We start from the raw sequence: 16588 nt of genomic DNA, 5'->3' as shown, positions 1-16588 counted from the left end.
TGCGCACGTCGGAGCCCTTCCAGCGGGTTGACGTCTTGTCGGTTACGCATCAGGGTCATAGCTTTCACCTGTACGGCCCTTGCGAAGTCGACCTTCCGCTCATTTGATGCGCAACCGCCCCCAGGAGGCCACTCCATGTACACCATTGCTTCCCTCGACGCGGCAATGATCATCACCCATATGGACGACCAGACGCAAGGCCGGTGCGAATTTCGGCGCGCCTGCGTCACCCCAGGGGCGTGGACCGTCACCCGAGGGACGCGGGTCACGACACACGATCGTGGCACGCGAGTCACCGTCAGCACCACCGCCACTCTGGCTAACCGGGGGACGAGGGTGACGGCGGACGAGCGCGGCATCAGGGGCACCCGGGTGACCGCCGAGGAACGCGGAACCCGGGTCACGGCCGACGAGCGGGGCACCCGCGTGACCAGGGGAACCCGAGTCACGGCCGAAGAACGCGGCACCAGGGTGACCAGGGGAACCCGGGTCACCGCCCAGGAACGCGGCACCAGGGTCACTCGCGGAACGCGCGTCACGGCGGAAGACCGCGGCACCCGCGTCACCCGTGGCACCCGAGTCACCGCGGCGGAGCGGGGCACCCGGGTCACCAGGGGAACCCGCGTCACCGCCGAGGAACGCGGCACCCGAGTCACCCGCGGCACCAGGGTCACCGCCGAGGAACGCGGAACGCGGGTCACCGCGCAGACGCGCGGCACGAGGGTCACTCGCGGCACCCGGGTCACGGCGGAAGAGCGCGGCACCCGCGTGACCAGGGGAACCCGGGTCACCGCCCAGGAACGCGGCACCAGGGTCACTCGCGGAACGCGCGTCACCGCGGCGGAGCGGGGCACCCGCGTCACCCGGGGCACGCGCGTCACCGCCCGGCTTGGCACCAGGGTCACCAGGGGAACCCACGTCACCTCCCAGCTCGGCACCCGCGTGACCCGCGGAACGCGTGTCACTTCCCAGTGCGGCACCCGGGTCACCGCCCAGGAACACGGCACCAGGGTCACCAGGGGAACCCGCGTCACCGCTCAGCAGCGCGGCACCCGCGTCACCGCCGACGAGCGCGGCACCCGCGTGACCCGTGGAACACGAGTCACGCGCGGAACGCGAGTCACCTCCCGCGAGCGCGGCACCCGGGTCACTCGCGACGACCGAGTCATCTCGCGCGAGCGCGGCACCCGCGTCACCTGTGGGACGCGCGTCACCGCCCAGCGCGGCACCCGCGTGACTCGCGGAACGCGCGTCACCGCAGTGTGCGGCACGCGCGTCACTTCCCAGGACCGTGGCACCCGGGGCACGCGCGTCACCGCTCAGCACCGCGGCACCCGCGTCACCGGCCGCGAGCGCGGCACGCGCGTCACTCGCGGGACCAGGGTCACCCGGGGCACGCGCGTCACCTGCGCCTAGGCCGCTGGTTCGCCGAGGTACGGAAGCCATAACGGGTCAGCGTCGACCACTCCCGCCAGCAGCCGCCAGTGCGGCCCGCGGGGCGCGGTGGGCACGACCCGCAGCCGCCAGCCCAGCTCGGAGAGCAGTTTGTCCGCCTTGCGGTGGTTGCACTTGGCGCAGCACGCGACGCAGTTCTGCCAGGTGTGCTGGCCGCCCCGGCTGCGTGGGACCACGTGGTCGATAGTCTCAGCCCGACCCCCGCAGTACGCGCAGCGGTAGCGGTCGCGGTGCATCAGCCCGGCCCTGGTCAGCGGCACCCGGCCCCGATACGGGACCCGCACGTAGCTGCTGAGCCGGATCACCGACGGAATCACCACGCTCGACGTGGCCGAATGCACGACCATCCCCGCGGGGTCCCCGTGGACGACCTCGGCCTTCCCGCACACCACCAGCACCACGGCCCGGCGCAGCGAGAGCGCGGTCAGCGGCTCGAAGGTGGTGTTGAGCAGCAGGACCCTGCGTCTGCCCCAGGACGACACCGGGGGCGGCGGGTTGGACAGGGGAGCACAGCTCGGCGCGGCTCGGGCGGGCGCGGCAGTCGGGCCCGGTTCCGGGCACAGCGCTGTCCGCGGCGCGGGCCCCGAGGGCGCGCCGAAGCGGGTCGGTTGTCGGTCTGGCACTCGACCACCTCCACCAGTGCTGCTTAAGTCGACCACAACTGAGGCCCTGAGTGCACGTGTGATCTGTGACGTGTCCCGGATCACCCCGCTAATACAGGGTGAACTTGTCCCTTCCAGCCCCACCTCGACCCGGTTGGGGGGCGTGGCTATCGTCGGCGCCGATGACTCCCACACTTCCCTTCACGATGGAACCGCCCACCTGCATCGCCGAGGACGGGTCGTGGTGCGCAGAGGTGTGGCGGCTGACGAACAACGAGTGGTTGGCCGCCTCGGCGGGCTGGCTCGTGGCCAAGCCGCTCAAGATCCTGCTCATTCTCGTGGTCGCGTTCGCGATCCGGCTGCTCGCGCGCAGGCTGATCGACCGCCTGACCGCGGGCAACGGCGCGGCGGACGCCGCTGGCGAGGGCACCGGCAGAAGACCTGCGCTGCTCAGACCGCTCAAGGAGCGCGCGCCGCAGGCGCTGGGCTCGATCCTGTCGGAGCGGCGCACGCAGCGGGCGAGGACCATAGGGTCGGTGCTCAAGTCGATGGTGACGTTCATCGTCTACGGCTTGGCGTTCATCCTGGTCCTGGGCGAGCTGGGGCTGAACCTGGGGCCGATCATCGCCTCGGCAGGCATCGTCGGCGTCGCGCTGGGCTTCGGCGCGCAGAACCTGGTGAAGGACTTCCTGTCCGGCATCTTCATGATGCTGGAGGACCAGTACGGGGTCGGCGACGTCGTCGACGTCGGTGAGGCCAGCGGCACCATCGAGGCTGTCGGACTGCGGGTCACGACGCTGCGTGACATCAACGGCACTGTCTGGTATGTGCGCAACGGCGAGATCCTGCGGGTCGGGAACTCCAGCCAGGGCTTCGCGGTGGCCGTGGTCGACCTGCCGGTCGGCTACAGCGTCGACGTCGACGCGGTCACCGACCTGCTGGACCGGGTGGCCACCGAGGTCACCGGAGAAGAGCCGTTCGCCAGCGACGTGATCGAGCCGCCCGAGGTGCTGGGCGTGGAGAAGGTGACCCCGGAGAGCATCACGGTCCGGATGACGGTCAAGGTCCGCCCCGGCAGGCAGTGGGCGGTGCAGCGGGCGCTGCGCGCGCGGGCGATGGGCGCGATCGAAGAGGCGGGAATCCAGCCGCCGATGGGCCGACTGTTCCCCCCGTCCCCCGCCTGACGGGACGTAAGCGAGGATGGAGACGTGGCCACTCCCGAGAACTTCTACGACGCCGTCGGCGGCGAGGAGACGTTCCGCCGGATCGTCTCCCGGTTCTACGCCGAGGTAGCCAAGGACGACGTGCTGCTGCCGCTCTACCCCGAGCCCGATCTCGGGCCTGCCGAGGAGCGGCTGCGGCTGTTCCTCATGCAGTACTGGGGCGGCCCGCACACCTACTCCGACCAGCGGGGACACCCGCGCTTGCGGATGCGCCACCAACCGTTCACGATCGGCCCGGTGCAGCGCGACGCGTGGCTGCGCTGTATGCGGATCGCGGTGGACGACGCGGGGCTGTCCGAGAAGCACCGGGCCCAACTGTGGCAGTACCTGGAGATGGCGGCGAACGGAATGCTCAACAGCTGGATCTGACGCGGGCGAGATCACAGCCCAGTTCAAGATCACAGCCCAGTGGTGCGGACTTCGGGGAGTCCGACAACGGCGAATGGCAGGATCAACAATCGTGCGACGAACCGCCGACCCCCGACAAGATGGCGCTCCCGCGCCGCCCTGGTGGCATGACGCGGTCTTCTACCAGGTCTACGTCCGCTCGTTCGCCGATTCCGACGGCGACGGGGTCGGCGACCTGGAGGGCGTCCGCTCCCGCCTCGGCTACCTGGAGTTGCTGGGCGTGGACGCGCTGTGGCTGACTCCGTTCTACCGGTCTCCGATGGCCGACCACGGCTACGACGTGGCCGACCCGCGCGAGGTCGACCCGCTCTTCGGCGACCTGGCCGCGTTCGACCGGCTCGTGGCCGACGCGCACGCCCACGGCATCAAGGTCACCGTCGACCTGGTGCCCAACCACAGCAGCGACCAGCACGAGTGGTTCCAGGCCGCCCTGCGCGCGGGGCCGGGCAGCCTTGAGCGCGACCGGTACTTCTTCCGTGACGGCGCAGGCCCCGACGGCGCCAGCCCGCCGAACAACTGGACCAGCGTCTTCGGCGGCCCGGCGTGGACCCGCGTGCCGGACGGGCAGTGGTACCTGCACCTGTTCGCCCCCGAGCAGCCGGACCTGAACCTGGAGAACGCCGATGTCCGCGCCGACCTGGTCGCCACGCTGCGGTTCTGGCTCGACCGGGGCGTCGACGGCTTCCGCGTCGACGTCGCGCACGGCATGGCCAAGGCACCCGGGCTGCCGGACATGGACCCGAGGCTGATCGAGATACGGGGGGCCCAGTCGCACCCGGCCGACGACCCTCGGTTCGACAACGAGGGCGTGCACGAGGTCCACCGCGTGATCCGCAAGGTCGTCGACGAGTACCCGTGCACGATCGCCGTCGGCGAGATCTGGGTGGACAGCGACGAGCGGTTCGCCCGCTACGTGCGCCCGGACGAGCTGCACCTCGGCTTCAACTTCAAGCTGGTCGACGCCGACTTCGACGCCGACACGGTGCGCAGCGCGATCGACCACTCGCTGGCCGCGGTCGCGGACTCGCCCGCCCCGCCCACCTGGACCCTGTCCAACCACGACGTCCCCCGCCACGTCACCCGCTACGGCGGCGGCGACCTGGGCGTGCGCCGGGCCAGGGCGATGGCGCTGGTGCTGCTCGCGCTGCCGGGCGTGTCGTTTCTGTACAACGGCGAGGAACTGGGCCTGCCCGACGTCGACCTGCCCGAGTGGGCGCGGCAAGACCCGATGTGGGAACGCTCCGGGCACACCGAACGCGGCCGCGACGGCGCCAGGGTGCCGGTGCCCTGGGAGGGCGAGACGCCCCCGTTCGGCTTCTCGTCGTCAGCCGGGACGTGGCTGCCGGTGCCGCACGAGTGGGCGTCGCTGACGGTCGAGGCGCAGTTGGAGGACCCGGCGTCGATGCTGTCGCTCTACCGGCACGCGCTGGAACTGCGCAAGACGATCGAGGCGTTCGACGGCACCGAGCTGGAGTGGTACGGCGCGCCCCCCGGCTGCTTCGCGTTCCGCCGCAAGGGCGGCGGCCTGATCTGCGCGCTGAACACCTCCGGCGCGCCGGTGCCGCTGCCGCCTGGCGACATCCTGCTGGCCAGCGGCCCCATGGACAGCGACTACCTGCCGCCGGAGACGTCGGTCTGGCTGGTCTGACCTTCCCGGGAAGCGGGCCGGGTCAGACCAGCAGGGGAAGCAGGGCGTGCCTGCGGCGCACCACGGCGCCGTAGCGGGCGTCGAGGCGCAGCCACGCGTCGGTGGCGGTCACCCTGATGTGCTCGTCGGCGCCGCCGGTCAGGAAACCCATGCCGGACAGGGCGAACAGACAGCGCAAGGGGACCTTGATCTCCAGGCCGTCTCCGCTGACCGTCAGCACTGTCTGGTCCAAGAGAGACGCGGGCGGGGTGCCCTGCGGGCCGACGTTCTCCTTGGCCACCGCCAAGCCCTTGTCGGCGAGGTCGGAGACCATGCTCGCGGGCACGCGGTCCACGACCTGCCAGTGCTTGGTCGGGGGGAGGGCCGAGCGCCACATCATGTCGCGGGGCGCGCCCGGGTCGAGGCGGTCGCCGCGGACTACCGCGAGGGCGGCAAGCAGCTCACCGCCGGAGACGGTCATGTCACCCGGCTCGATGACGCCCCGGGCCGTCCGGGTGGCCAGGACGTCGAAGGGCGTGGCGACCCAGGCATCGATCAGACCGCCCTCTCGGCCGCGCAGCCGGACGACGGCCTGCTGGTCGAGCCGCACCGCCCGGGCGACGAACGCGCCGAGGTCGTCCCGCTCGGACGGGTCGTCGAAGACCAGTTCAGGCACCGTTGCCCCCACTGTGCCAAGCGGCGAGGAAGTCGCGTTCGACGTCGGTGATGCGCCGCGGTTTGCCGGTGGACAGGTCATACGGGGCGAGGGTGGTGGACGCGGTCACCGCGACCGGATCACCCGCCGACGGCCCGCTGTGCACCTGGTAGTCGAGAACGAAGTAAGCGGCGCGGATCTCCCGCACACCCATGGCGATGCGCAGAGAGCGGCCGTTGGCGAACAACGGCGCGCGATAGTCGACGGCGAGCTTGGCCACCACCACCCCGCGGGCGAGGTCCTCCGCGCCGCGCAGGGCGGCTTCGTGGAACAGCAGGTCGACCCGGGCCTCTTCGAGGAGAGTCACCGTGTTCGCGTGGTTGACGTGCCCGTAGGGGTCCATGTCGGACCAGCGGGGCCGCACCTCGGCGACGAACACACCCAACGGACGCCCCTCCCACATGCGGATTCGCTTAGGTGTCAACCCTAGCGCCGAACCGACCGCTATCCGCTAACCGGTAGTCCGAGCGATCAACTCGACCCGGTAGTCATCGGTCAGCCGGGGGATCTTGTCGTGATCCACCTTGCCAGCGGGACAGGCCCGCGACGTCGTGTCCGTCGCGCCGTTGGACCAGTGCACCACCGCCCAGACGCAGCGGCCGTCCTTCATGTGGTCGGTGAGCCAGAACTCCAGGTGGTCTGCGCACTCGCGGTACCAGAGCGAGCCCGCCGAGTCGTCGCGGCGGTCGCGGACGTCGGTGGACCGCGACGGGCAGCCCTCGGCCGAGCCGCCCGGTTTGGGCCTGCCGACTTCGGCCCGCAGGTCCGGGGTCGGGTCGAACACCGTCCACGGCCACACCCCGGCGACCGCCGTCGCGGCCAGGGCGCCCGCGAGAGCGGAAGCCAGCGCGAGGACCGCGAGCCGGACCCGGCCGCGGGCGGGCGAGGGCTCGGGCTCGCCCCCGGACTCCGACTCCGACTCGGGCTCCGACTCGGGCTCTGGCTCTGGCTCGATACAGGTGATCGGCGGCTGCCCGCTGCCCGCGACGACCGCGGTCCACCGCGCGTCCCAGCGGCGGAGTTCGGCCACGACCGTCTAGACCGGAGTCTTGGCGTGCAGCACCCTCGCGCTCGCCGCGCTCAGCGTGCTGCTCGCACCGCTCGCCGGCAACACTGTTCTCGGTGGCCTCCGGGGGCGCCGTGATCGCCCTGCTGCTCCTGCCGAAGGCGGCCAGGACGTTCTTGGCCAGGAAGCCGCTACCCGCCGCGCCCTCCATCTGACCCCAGAGGCCGCCTCCACGACGGTGAAGGCGGCCTCTGGGGAAACGAGCGGCGGGTTAGCGGACCATGCTGCGCACCTGGCGAGCCGCCACGGACAGGGTGGCCAGGTCGAGCTTGCCGACCGCGCGAATCTCCTGCAGCGACGCCCGCGCCCGGCTCAGCCTCGACGCGTTCGTGCGCTCCCACGAGGCGATCTTCACCGCGGCGGGCTCATCCGGATCACTCTGCGCCAGCACATCCAAGGTGATCGCCCGCAACGACCCATAGAGATCGTCACGCAACGCCAACCGCGCCAACGCGTGCCAGCGGTTGCCCCGTTCCAGCGCGCTGATCGACGTCAGCATCAGATCGATATCCAGGTGCTCGGACAGCGCGTAATACAGCTCCGCGGTCTCCAGCGGGCTGCGCTCGTCCAGGCCGCTGTCCCGCTCGGCGAGCTCGGCGACCTCGGTGATGTCGAGCAGCCCGAACGCGTCGAGCAGCGCGGACACCCGCTTGGCGAGATCGGCGGGCACCCCGGCCTGGATCATCCGGTCGGCGTCGGCCGCGGCCTCTTCGCGGGCCCGGCCGCGCAGCAGGTCGCCGACCTGGGGCACCAGGTCGCGGACCACGTCCTGGAAGCGGCTGATCTCCGCGCCCACCGCCAGCGGCTGCGGCCGGTTCGACAGCAGCCACCGGGACGCGCGGTCCAGCAGGCGCCGGGTCTCCAGCACCATGCCGTCGGCGACGTCGGTCGGCACCACGTTGTCCAGGGCGCTGATTTCCCGCCAGATCGACCGCAGGTCGTAGACCCGGGTGGCCACCGCGAACGCCCGCACGGCGTCGGTGGCGCTGGCGCTCATCTCCTCGGCCAGCCGGAACGCGTACGACACGCCCGCGCCGTCGACCACCTCGTTGACCAGCAGCGTCGTGGTGATCTGGCGGTGCAGCGGGTGGCCCTGGATGCTCGGGCCGAACTGCTCGCGCAGCTGCGTCGGGAAGTACTCCGGCAGCCTGCGGGCGAACACGTCCTGGTCGGGCAGCTCACTGGCCAGCACCCGCTCCTTGAGCGAGAGCTTGACGTGCGCGAGCAGCGTCGCCAGCTCCGGGGAGCTCAGGCCCTCGCCCGCCTTGTCCATCGCCTTGAACCGCTCGCGGGAGGGCAGCGCCTCCAAGCCGCGGTCCAGACCGCTTTCCTGCTCCAGGGACTCGACCAGCCGCGCGTGCACCGGCAGCATCGGCGCGGCGTGTGCGCGGCTGACGCCGAGCACCGCGTTCTGCCGGTAGTTGTCGGCCAGCACCAGGTCGCCGACCTGGTCGGTCATCTCGGCCAGCAGCGCGTCGCGCCGTTCGCGGCCCAGGTCGCCGTCGCGGACCAGCTTGTCCAGCAGGATCTTGATGTTGACCTCGTGGTCGGAGCAGTCCACGCCAGCGGAGTTGTCGATGGCGTCGGTGTTGACCTTGCCGCCCGCCCGCGCGAACTCGATCCGGCCGCGCGGGGTGAGCCCCAGGTTGCCGCCCTCGCCGACGACCTTGACCCGCAGCGCGGCCCCGTCCACGCGCACCGCGTCGTTGGCCTTGTCGCCCACGTCGGCGTGCGACTCGGTGCTGGCCTTGACGTAGGTGCCGATGCCGCCGTTCCACAGCAGGTCGACCTCGGCGAGCAGGATCGACTTCATCAGCTCCTGCGGCGAGAGCTTGGTCAGGTCGGCGGGCAGGCCGAGCACCCTGGCCACCTGCGAGCTGATCGGAATCGCCTTGAGGGTGCGCGGCCAGACGCCGCCGCCCTCGCTGATCAGGGCGCGGTCGTAGTCGTCCCAGGACGAGCGGGGCAGCTCGAACAGGCGCTTGCGCTCGGCGAAGGACACCGCCGCGGACGGGTCGGGGTCGAGGAAGATGTGCCGGTGGTCGAACGCGGCCACCAGCCGGATGTGCTCGGAGAGCAGCATCCCGTTGCCGAACACGTCGCCGGACATGTCGCCGACGCCGACCACGGTGAACGGCTCGGACTGGGTGTCCACGCCCAGTTCGCGGAAGTGCCGCTTCACGCTCTCCCACGCGCCCTTGGCGGTGATGCCCATGGCCTTGTGGTCGTAGCCGACCGAGCCGCCGCTGGCGAACGCGTCGCCCAGCCAGAACCCGTAGTCCTTGGCGACCTCGTTGGCGATGTCGGAGAACGTGGCCGTGCCCTTGTCCGCGGCGACGACGAGGTAGGTGTCGTCGCCGTCGTAGCGCACCACGTTCGGCGCGGGCACCACGACGTCCGCGTCGAGGTTGTCGGTCAGGTCGAGCAGGCCGGAGATGAACATGCGGTAGCAGGCGACGCCCTCGGCCATCAGCGCCTCGCGGTCCAGGCTCGGGTCGCCGGTGGGCGCGGTCGGGCGCTTCACCACGAACCCGCCCTTCGCGCCGACCGGCACGATCACCGCGTTCTTCACCGCCTGCGCCTTGACCAGCCCCAGCACCTCGGTGCGGAAGTCCTCCCGCCGGTCCGACCAGCGCAGCCCGCCGCGGGCCACCGGCCCGAACCGCAGGTGCACGCCCTCGACCCGGGGCGAGTACACGAAGATCTCGAACCGCGGCCGCGGCTCGGGCAGGTCCGGCACCGCCCCCGGCTCCAGCTTGATCGCCAGGTACGGGCGCGGTTCTCCGTTCGCGTCGCGGACGCAGTAGTTCGTGCGCAGCGTCGCCCGGATGACGGTGAGCAGGCTGCGCAGGATGCGGTCCTCGTCCAGGCTGGTCACGCCGTCGATCAGCTCGGTGATCTCGGCGAGCTGGGTGGCGGCCTGGCCCTTGCGGGTCTCCTCGGACGACGACGGGTCGAAGCAGGTCTCGAACAGCCGCACCAAAGCCGTGGCCACGCGCGTGTGCGCCAAGACCGCGTCCTCGATGTACTCCTGGCTGTACGGCGTGCCTGCCTGCCGCAGGTAACGCGAATAGGCGCGCAGCACGACCGCCTGCCGCCAGGTGAGCCCGCCGCGCAGGACCAGGGCGTTGAACCGGTCGGACTCCGCGTCGCCGCGCCAGGTGGCGGCGAACGCGTCCTCGAAGTCGGTCTTGAGCCGGTCGGGCGCCTCGTCGCCGCGGCCCTCCAGCACCGACGGGTCGATCCGCAGCCCGAAGTCGTAGATCCACCAGCGGGCGCCGTCCTCGCGGCGCAACTCGTACGGGCGCTCGTCGACGACCTCGACGCCCATGCGCTGCAACACCGGCAGCACCTGCGACAGCGTCACGCCCCGACCGGCCAGGTACAGCTTGAACCGCCGCTCCCCCGGCTCCGCGTTCGCGGGCACGTAGAACGACATGCCCAGGTCGGACTCGGTGCGCAGGCCCTGCAACTCGCGCAGGTCGGCCAGCGCCTCGACGGCGGTGAAGTCCTCCTTGTACGCCTCGGGGAACACGCTGGCGTAGCGCTGGCCCTGCTCGGTGGCCGACTCCGCGCCGACCGCGGCGCCCGCGTCGACCTGGCCGCGCTGCTCGGCGAAGATCGCCTCGACCATGCGGTCGTCCCAGCTCCGCACGGCCTCGGTGAGCCGCTCCTGGATGCGCTGGACGTCCGGCTCGACGTGCCTGCCGGGGTCGGTGTGGACGATGAAGTACACCTGCGCCAACGCGGTCTCGCCCACCCGCGTGCTGAACTCCAGGTTCGTCCCGCCCAGCTCGTCGAGCAGCACCTCCTGCATCGCGATGCGCGAGGTCGTCGTGTAGCGGTCGCGCGGGAGGAAGACCAGGCACGAGAAGAACCGGGCGTACGGGTCGCGGCGCAGGAACAGCCGCAGCCTGCGCCGGTCGGCCAGGGCGAGCACACCGGTCGCGGTCGCGTAGAGCGCGTCGGTGGTGGTGGAGAACAGCTCGGCGCGCGGCCAGTTCTGGATGACCTCCAACATGCGCTGCCCGGAGTAAGACTCCATCGGGAAGCCCGCGCGGTGGATCACCTCGCGTACCCGCCGCTCCACTACCGGGATGTCGAGAACGTTCTCGTGCAACGCGGTAGTGGTGAACACACCCAGGAAGCGGTGCTCTCCGGTGACCTCACCGGCGTCGTTGAACGTCTTGACGCCGACGTAGTACGGGTAAGTCGAGCGGTGGACCGTCGAGGGGGCGCTGGCCTCGGTGAGCACCAGCAGGTTCGGGGCGAGCGCGTGCGCGACGGTGTCCGGGCCCGCGGTGAGGCTGCGGGCGGCCAGGCTGTCCTGGCGCAGCACGCCGAGACCGCTGGCCAGGACGGCGCGCAGGGCGGGCTCGCCGTCCTCCTCGCCCGCGACAAGCTCGTAGTTGCGGTAGCCGACGAAGGTGAAGTGCCCGTCGGCGAGCCAGCGCAGCAGCGCGGCCCCGTCGGCGATCTGGGGGGCGTCCAGCGGCGGCGGGGACGCTTCGAGCTGGTCGGCCAGCGCGCGGGCGGTGCCCGCCATGCGGTCGGTGTCCTCGACGACCTCGCGCACGTCGTTCAACACCGACAGCAGCCCGGTCTCGATCTCCCGGGAGCGGTCGGCGTCGGTGATCAGGTCGACCTCGATGTGCATCCACGACTCGGCGAACGCGTCCGGCGGCGGATTGTCGGGGTCGGCGGTGGGCAGCACCTCTTTGAGCCCGCCTGCCACATCCCGCCGCACCACGACGATCGGGTGGACCACGCGCTGCACCTGCACGCCGCGGCGCACCAGTTCCGCGCTGACGGATTCGACCAGGTAGGGCATGTCGTCGGTGACAAGCTGCACGACGGAGCCGTGCGCGCTCCACTCGTCGTCGGTGGGGTTGGGGTTGAGCATCCGGACGGCGGGCCGTCCTTTGACCCGCTGCTCGGCGAGCTGCGCGTGCGACCGCACGGCGCCGACGAGGTTCACCGGGTCGTCGTCGATGACCTCCTCCGGCGGGATGTACCGGTAGTACAAGCGGATGAGGTCGGCGATGTCGGCGGCCTGCTGGGCGGCCCGCTCGATGAGGTCGTCTCGGGTCTGTTCCGGGCTGGTGCTGACCGGCCGCCCCGCCGACTCCGAACCGTCGGCGCTGACGGCTCTCTCGGTGCGGAACGTATATCCAGTCGAGGTCATTGTGTCCTTGGCTCCACGTTAGGCGGCACGTCGGTGTGCCGCGAACCCCTTACACACTAGTGCGGCGGGAATCCGTCAACGCACCTCGGGATCAAGATCAACATCGATGTGAAGGCCGGTTTTCCAGCACAGAAACGACACGTTTCGGCGGCGTGTTGATCACACCCGCTCCCCTCCGGCGGCGATATCGCGCTCCCGACACCCGACCAGTGTGCCCCGCGAACCCCGCACCTACTCCCGCTTTCCCGCGATTCGTCAGATCAGCCGCTGTCGATGTCCGCGGGCGCCCACTCCGACGACCGGTGCCTACCGCGAATCCCACCCGCGGACGGGGAGAGATCGACCCCCCGCCGCCCCGACTCGCCCGACTCAGCCCCCGTCCGCCGCGGCTCACCGGACTCGGATCCGCGCCGCCCCGACGGCGCGCTGTCCGACCACCCGGAGTCCGACCACCGAGCCGCGTCCGACTGCGGCGTGCCCCGGTTCTGCTCGTCGACGGACCGCTCCGGCTGAGTCTCCTGAAACGCGACCATCGCCTCGGCCAGCAAATCCGCCAGCCCACTGGAGTTCGCCCGCTCCCGCCGACTGCCCAACCGCCGCCGCTGCGCACCTCCACGCCCCGACGTCCCATCAGCCGCCGAGCTACCCGAAGCCCCCTCACCCTTCACCGGCCCGGAAGACGGCACCGAACTCTCGTCCGGAGCACTGCCGTCCACGTCGCCCTGGGCAGCGCCCTCAGAAGCGCCACCCCCACTCACCTCCGCGACGTCCCCGCCAGCCCGCTCACCCGCACCGCTTTCCCCCGCGGCCGCATCCCTTATCGCGCGAACACTGCTTCCCGCAGCCGGCTCGCCTTCCGCAAGCGCACCGTCCGGCCCGACATCACCCCCGACACCCGCAGCCGGAGCGCTTTCCTGCACGGGCACGCTGTCCTCGGCGCGCACACCACTGACACCACTCGCATCCCCGCAGGCCGCAGCGCTGTCACCCACGCCGCCGCCCAGCCCCACACTGTCCCCAGCCCCCGACACACCGCCGACAGCACGCGCGTCCACACCCACCAACGCGCTACCACCGGCACCACCACCCAACCCCACACTGTCCCCAGCACCAGCGGGATCCTTCACCGGCACACCGCCCACAGCACGCGCATCCACACCCACCAACGCGCTACCACCGGCACCACCCAACCCCGCCGCATTGTCCTCGGCGTGGGCGCGGTCCTTCGCCACCGCAACGTCCTCCGTGGGCCACTCGTCCCGGGCCCGCCCGCTGTCGGTGTTCGACAGCGGGCTGTCTCCCGTCAACGCGTCTCCGCCCAACGGCGGCACCGACACCGGCGAATCGTCACCGTCATTTCCCCGCGAGAACACACCCGAGCGCGTGGACGCCTCCGGAGCCGCCCAGTCCCGCTCGACGCTCGCCGCATCGGCCCCAGCGCCCGCGAGCGTCCGCGAGATCCCACTCGGCTCAACAGAATCGTCCTCTGCCGACTCCGCGCCCCGCCTGAACGCACCGGATCGAAACAGCTCCGCGGCACTGCCCCACCCGCCGCTCACCTGCCCCGCGCCACCACCCGCCCCAGAAAGCCCACCCGGTCCCCCGGGCCCACCTTCACCGAGGCCTGCGGCACCACCCGAACTCGGCGAGCCCACACCTCCCGCCCCGGCACTCTCACTCGCGGTCGAACTGTCGCTCTCCGTCTGCGAAACCCCGTCCAGGCCAAGTGCCCCGCCCTCCGAGCTATCGCCACCCACACCCGAAAGCCCACCCAGGCCAGCCGCTCCACTCCCCCAGCGGCCACCCGCCCCACCGCCGTCCACACCCGAAAGCCTGCCAAGTCCGGCAGTCCCAGTCCCCAGCGCTGCACCGCGCTCGACCGCACCGGGCGAACTCTCGCCCGTCGCCCTCGAAAGCTCAGTCGTGTCCGCGGTCCCACTAGCCGTTCGAGAGCCACCGGTGGGGCTGTCGCTTGCCTGCGTGGTGCCGCCGGACGGGGCAGCGGCGCTCTCTCCCGCGCTACCGCTCGCGTTCGCGGGTGTCGGGGTGCTGGGCCACGACGGCCAGCCGCCAAGCGGTGTGCGCTCGGCGGCTACCGGAAAAGGGGTGCGGTCGCGCTCCTCCTGTTCTGGGGAGCCAGGTTCGTCGCTGTCCTCCGAGGGCTGTTCGGCTGGGGGCTGGTGCGTGGAAGGGGGGTCGCGGAACTCGGGGCCGACGAGGCCGAGCGCGGATGACCGGGGGAGGCCGCGGAGGCGAGCGGCGAAGTCGATGGCTCGACGGTCGGCGAGGCTGTCCGGCTTGGTCGGCGCCGGGGGGTCGGTGGGAGGCGAGTGGCGGGCGAGGTCGCGCCGGGACAGTGCTCGACTGTGCCGGGGCCCGCTGGGCAGGGGCGTCACACGGGAACTGGTGGTCGGCTCGTCGATGTGCGGCGGGGGCTCGACCTCGGGGGCCGTGGGTTCCGGGTCGGCGGGTGGGATGTCGTCCGGCTCGGGCGGAGTCGGGATGTCGGGGCGCGCGGGAGGTTCGGGGATCTCGGGCGGGTCGGGGACGGGCGGAATCGTCGCTTGGTCGGTCTCCTGGCGGCGTTCCAGGGAACGACTGCGACGGGTCGCCTTACTGTCCCTAGTGGACTGTCCTGTGTGATCTGGACGGGCGTGGCTGCCGCTGAGCCTGCCGGACGTCGAGTGCCGCTCGACCCGATGGGAGGTCGCGGCGGCGCCGGGCCGGGGATCGGGGGACGGCTCCGGTGGCATAGGCGGCGCCGGTGGGCTGAAGTCGACCAGGGCGTTGGGGTCGAAGTAGTAGCCGTCGTCATCGGGGGCACGGCGGCGGCCGCCACCCGCCGCGGTCACACCGAAACGGCTCAGCACTGACCGCGCGTCGGCTGACGGCTGGGACCGCCGAGATGACCGGGAATCGCCGCTTGCCCGCGCGGAGTCAGAAGTGTCAGCACTGTCGCTTTCGGACGGTGCGGCCGATCCTGGGGAAACCGACGCACCCTCGTCCCGCGTACGACGAGCGGCACGACGACCGAACGTTCCGGTCGACACATCGTCGACCGGAGAAACCGGCGCGTCTGCGGCGGGAGAGTCGAACGACGCCCTCGCGGTAGAAGACTCGGACGCCTCCACATTGGGAGACCCGGTCGCCGCATCGGAAGCCCCACCTGCGTGAAACCCGAACGACGCGTCCGCAACGGGAGACTCGGTCGCCGCACTGCCTGCGGGGGACCCAAACGACGCACCCGCGCGGAAGGACTCCGACGACGCCTCCGCGGCAGGGGAACCGAAGGACGCACCAGTGTGCAAGGGCCCAGACGACGACGTCTTCGCGGCGTGAGACTCGATCGCCGCACTCCCGGCACGGAACCCGAACGACGCAGCCGTGTGGGAGGACTCCGACGACGCGTCCCCAGCGGCAGACTCAATCGCCCCACTCCCAACGGGGGACCCAAACGACCCACCCGCCCGGAAAGACTCCAACGACGCCTCCCCAGCGGCAGACTCGATTGACGCATTCATGGTGGGGGACCCGAATGACGCACGCGGGTGAAGGGACCCCAATGACGGCTTTCCGGTGGCGGGCTCGATCGGCGCATTCGCGGTGGCGGGCTCGGCCCGCGTGTCCGCAGTGGGCCACGTGGCCTGCTCGTCATCGTTTTGGTCGGTTTCAGCACGCCGCCTCGTGGCCGCGGACAGGTGGCGGGCAGGTCGGTCGGCGGGCGGTTGCTGGTCAGCGGGCGCGACCGAGGGGCGAGCGCGCTCCTTCTCCTGTTCGGCGCGGGCGATGGCGTCGGAGCGGTGGGAGCGCGGCCGGGCCTCCGCGGCCGACGCCGCCTCCCCCTGCTCGGCCGAAGACAGCCTCAACTGCCGTCGGGCGACCCCGGAATCGTGCCGCCCCGGCCTTGGCGCCTCCGCCTGCGGCGAACGGTCGATTTCCCCTGAGCGCTGGACGTCGGAATCACCAGGCCACCGCACGCCCTTGTCGCGGTCAGCCGCCCGCTGCTCACCTGCCGTGTCCACACGCCCCAGCACCCCAGACGAACGCCGCGTGACCCCAGAATCGTGGCGTCCGACTCCGGAGGCCCCGACACGGCGCGTCACCCCGGAATCATGCCGCCCGCCCCCAGCGACCTCGCGACCCGATTCATCGGCCGCCCTCGACCGACGAGTGACCCCGGAATCACGACGGCTGATATGCGCGACCCCCGCCGCTGAGCGCCGCGTGACCCCGGAGTCGTGCCGAGCCGAAATGGCCTCGGATACCGACTCACCCACCGAATCCGATACGTGGGAATCGACAGAAGG

10 protein-coding genes are annotated in these 16588 nt (G+C 71.4%); 4 read left to right on the top strand and 6 right to left on the bottom strand.

Going from position 1 to position 16588, the window contains the following annotated elements; all coding sequences use genetic code 11:
* The first annotated feature begins 336 nt into the window (after positions 1 to 336).
* On the top strand, positions 337 to 1416 hold the full coding sequence (locus BLS56_RS33100; RefSeq protein ID WP_228771849.1) for a hypothetical protein: 1080 nt from the start codon (positions 337 to 339) through the stop codon (positions 1414 to 1416).
* Here the strand turns inward: BLS56_RS33100 and BLS56_RS22760 are convergent.
* Positions 1413 to 2078 (bottom strand): HNH endonuclease, encoded by a 666-nt coding sequence (locus BLS56_RS22760; protein ID WP_175482986.1) that lies wholly within the window; start codon positions 2076 to 2078, stop codon positions 1413 to 1415. The genes BLS56_RS33100 and BLS56_RS22760 overlap by 4 nt on opposite strands.
* 161 nt (positions 2079 to 2239) lie before the next feature.
* Here BLS56_RS22760 and BLS56_RS22755 point away from each other — a divergent pair, with 161 nt between their 5' ends.
* The 3 genes from BLS56_RS22755 to BLS56_RS22745 all read left to right on the top strand — a co-directional run bounded on the left by BLS56_RS22755 (position 2240) and on the right by BLS56_RS22745 (position 5336).
* The gene (locus tag BLS56_RS22755) at positions 2240 to 3241 is read left to right on the top strand and encodes a mechanosensitive ion channel family protein (RefSeq protein ID WP_091454565.1); all 1002 of its coding nucleotides are present in this window, start codon (positions 2240 to 2242) and stop codon (positions 3239 to 3241) included.
* 24 nt (positions 3242 to 3265) lie between these two features.
* Positions 3266 to 3649, top strand: coding sequence for a globin (locus BLS56_RS22750; RefSeq protein ID WP_091454562.1), 384 nt, complete (start codon positions 3266 to 3268; stop codon positions 3647 to 3649).
* Between the two features lie 91 nt (positions 3650 to 3740).
* Positions 3741 to 5336, top strand: coding sequence for a glycoside hydrolase family 13 protein (locus BLS56_RS22745; protein WP_228771848.1), 1596 nt, complete (start codon positions 3741 to 3743; stop codon positions 5334 to 5336).
* A 22-nt stretch (positions 5337 to 5358) separates the two neighbouring features.
* Here BLS56_RS22745 and BLS56_RS22740 read toward each other — a convergent pair whose 3' ends face one another.
* The 5 genes from BLS56_RS22740 to BLS56_RS32425 form a co-directional block, all read right to left on the bottom strand.
* On the bottom strand, positions 5359 to 5991 hold the full coding sequence (locus BLS56_RS22740; protein ID WP_091454555.1) for a hypothetical protein: 633 nt from the start codon (positions 5989 to 5991) through the stop codon (positions 5359 to 5361).
* Positions 5984 to 6415, bottom strand: a complete 432-nt coding sequence (locus BLS56_RS22735; protein WP_091454731.1) for an acyl-CoA thioesterase — start codon at positions 6413 to 6415, stop codon at positions 5984 to 5986. Before BLS56_RS22735 ends, BLS56_RS22740 begins: the two co-directional genes overlap by 8 nt.
* Positions 6416 to 6481: 66 nt before the next feature.
* On the bottom strand, positions 6482 to 7060 hold the full coding sequence (locus BLS56_RS22730) for a hypothetical protein (RefSeq protein WP_091454553.1): 579 nt from the start codon (positions 7058 to 7060) through the stop codon (positions 6482 to 6484).
* 247 nt (positions 7061 to 7307) lie between these two features.
* Positions 7308 to 12281, bottom strand: a complete 4974-nt coding sequence (locus BLS56_RS22725) for an NAD-glutamate dehydrogenase (protein WP_091454550.1) — start codon at positions 12279 to 12281, stop codon at positions 7308 to 7310.
* A 260-nt stretch (positions 12282 to 12541) separates the two neighbouring features.
* On the bottom strand, positions 12542 to 12874 hold the full coding sequence (locus BLS56_RS32425) for a hypothetical protein (protein WP_228771847.1): 333 nt from the start codon (positions 12872 to 12874) through the stop codon (positions 12542 to 12544).
* Positions 12875 to 16588: the final 3714 nt, after the last annotated feature.

Origin of the sequence: Actinokineospora iranica, from assembly GCF_900101685.1 — a bacterium.
GTDB lineage: Bacteria > Actinomycetota > Actinomycetes > Mycobacteriales > Pseudonocardiaceae > Actinokineospora > Actinokineospora iranica.
Note: the sequence above shows the minus strand (reverse complement) of the source record. Positions and strands in the feature narration are given on the sequence as shown.

What these genes read in the sequence shown, in the direction of transcription:
- BLS56_RS22755 (WP_091454565.1), top strand. Translation starts at nt 2,240, where the DNA reads ATGACTCCCACACTTCCCTTCACGATGGAACCGCCCACCTGCATCGCC.
- BLS56_RS22725 (WP_091454550.1), bottom strand. Translation starts at nt 12,281, where the DNA reads ATGACCTCGACTGGATATACGTTCCGCACCGAGAGAGCCGTCAGCGCC.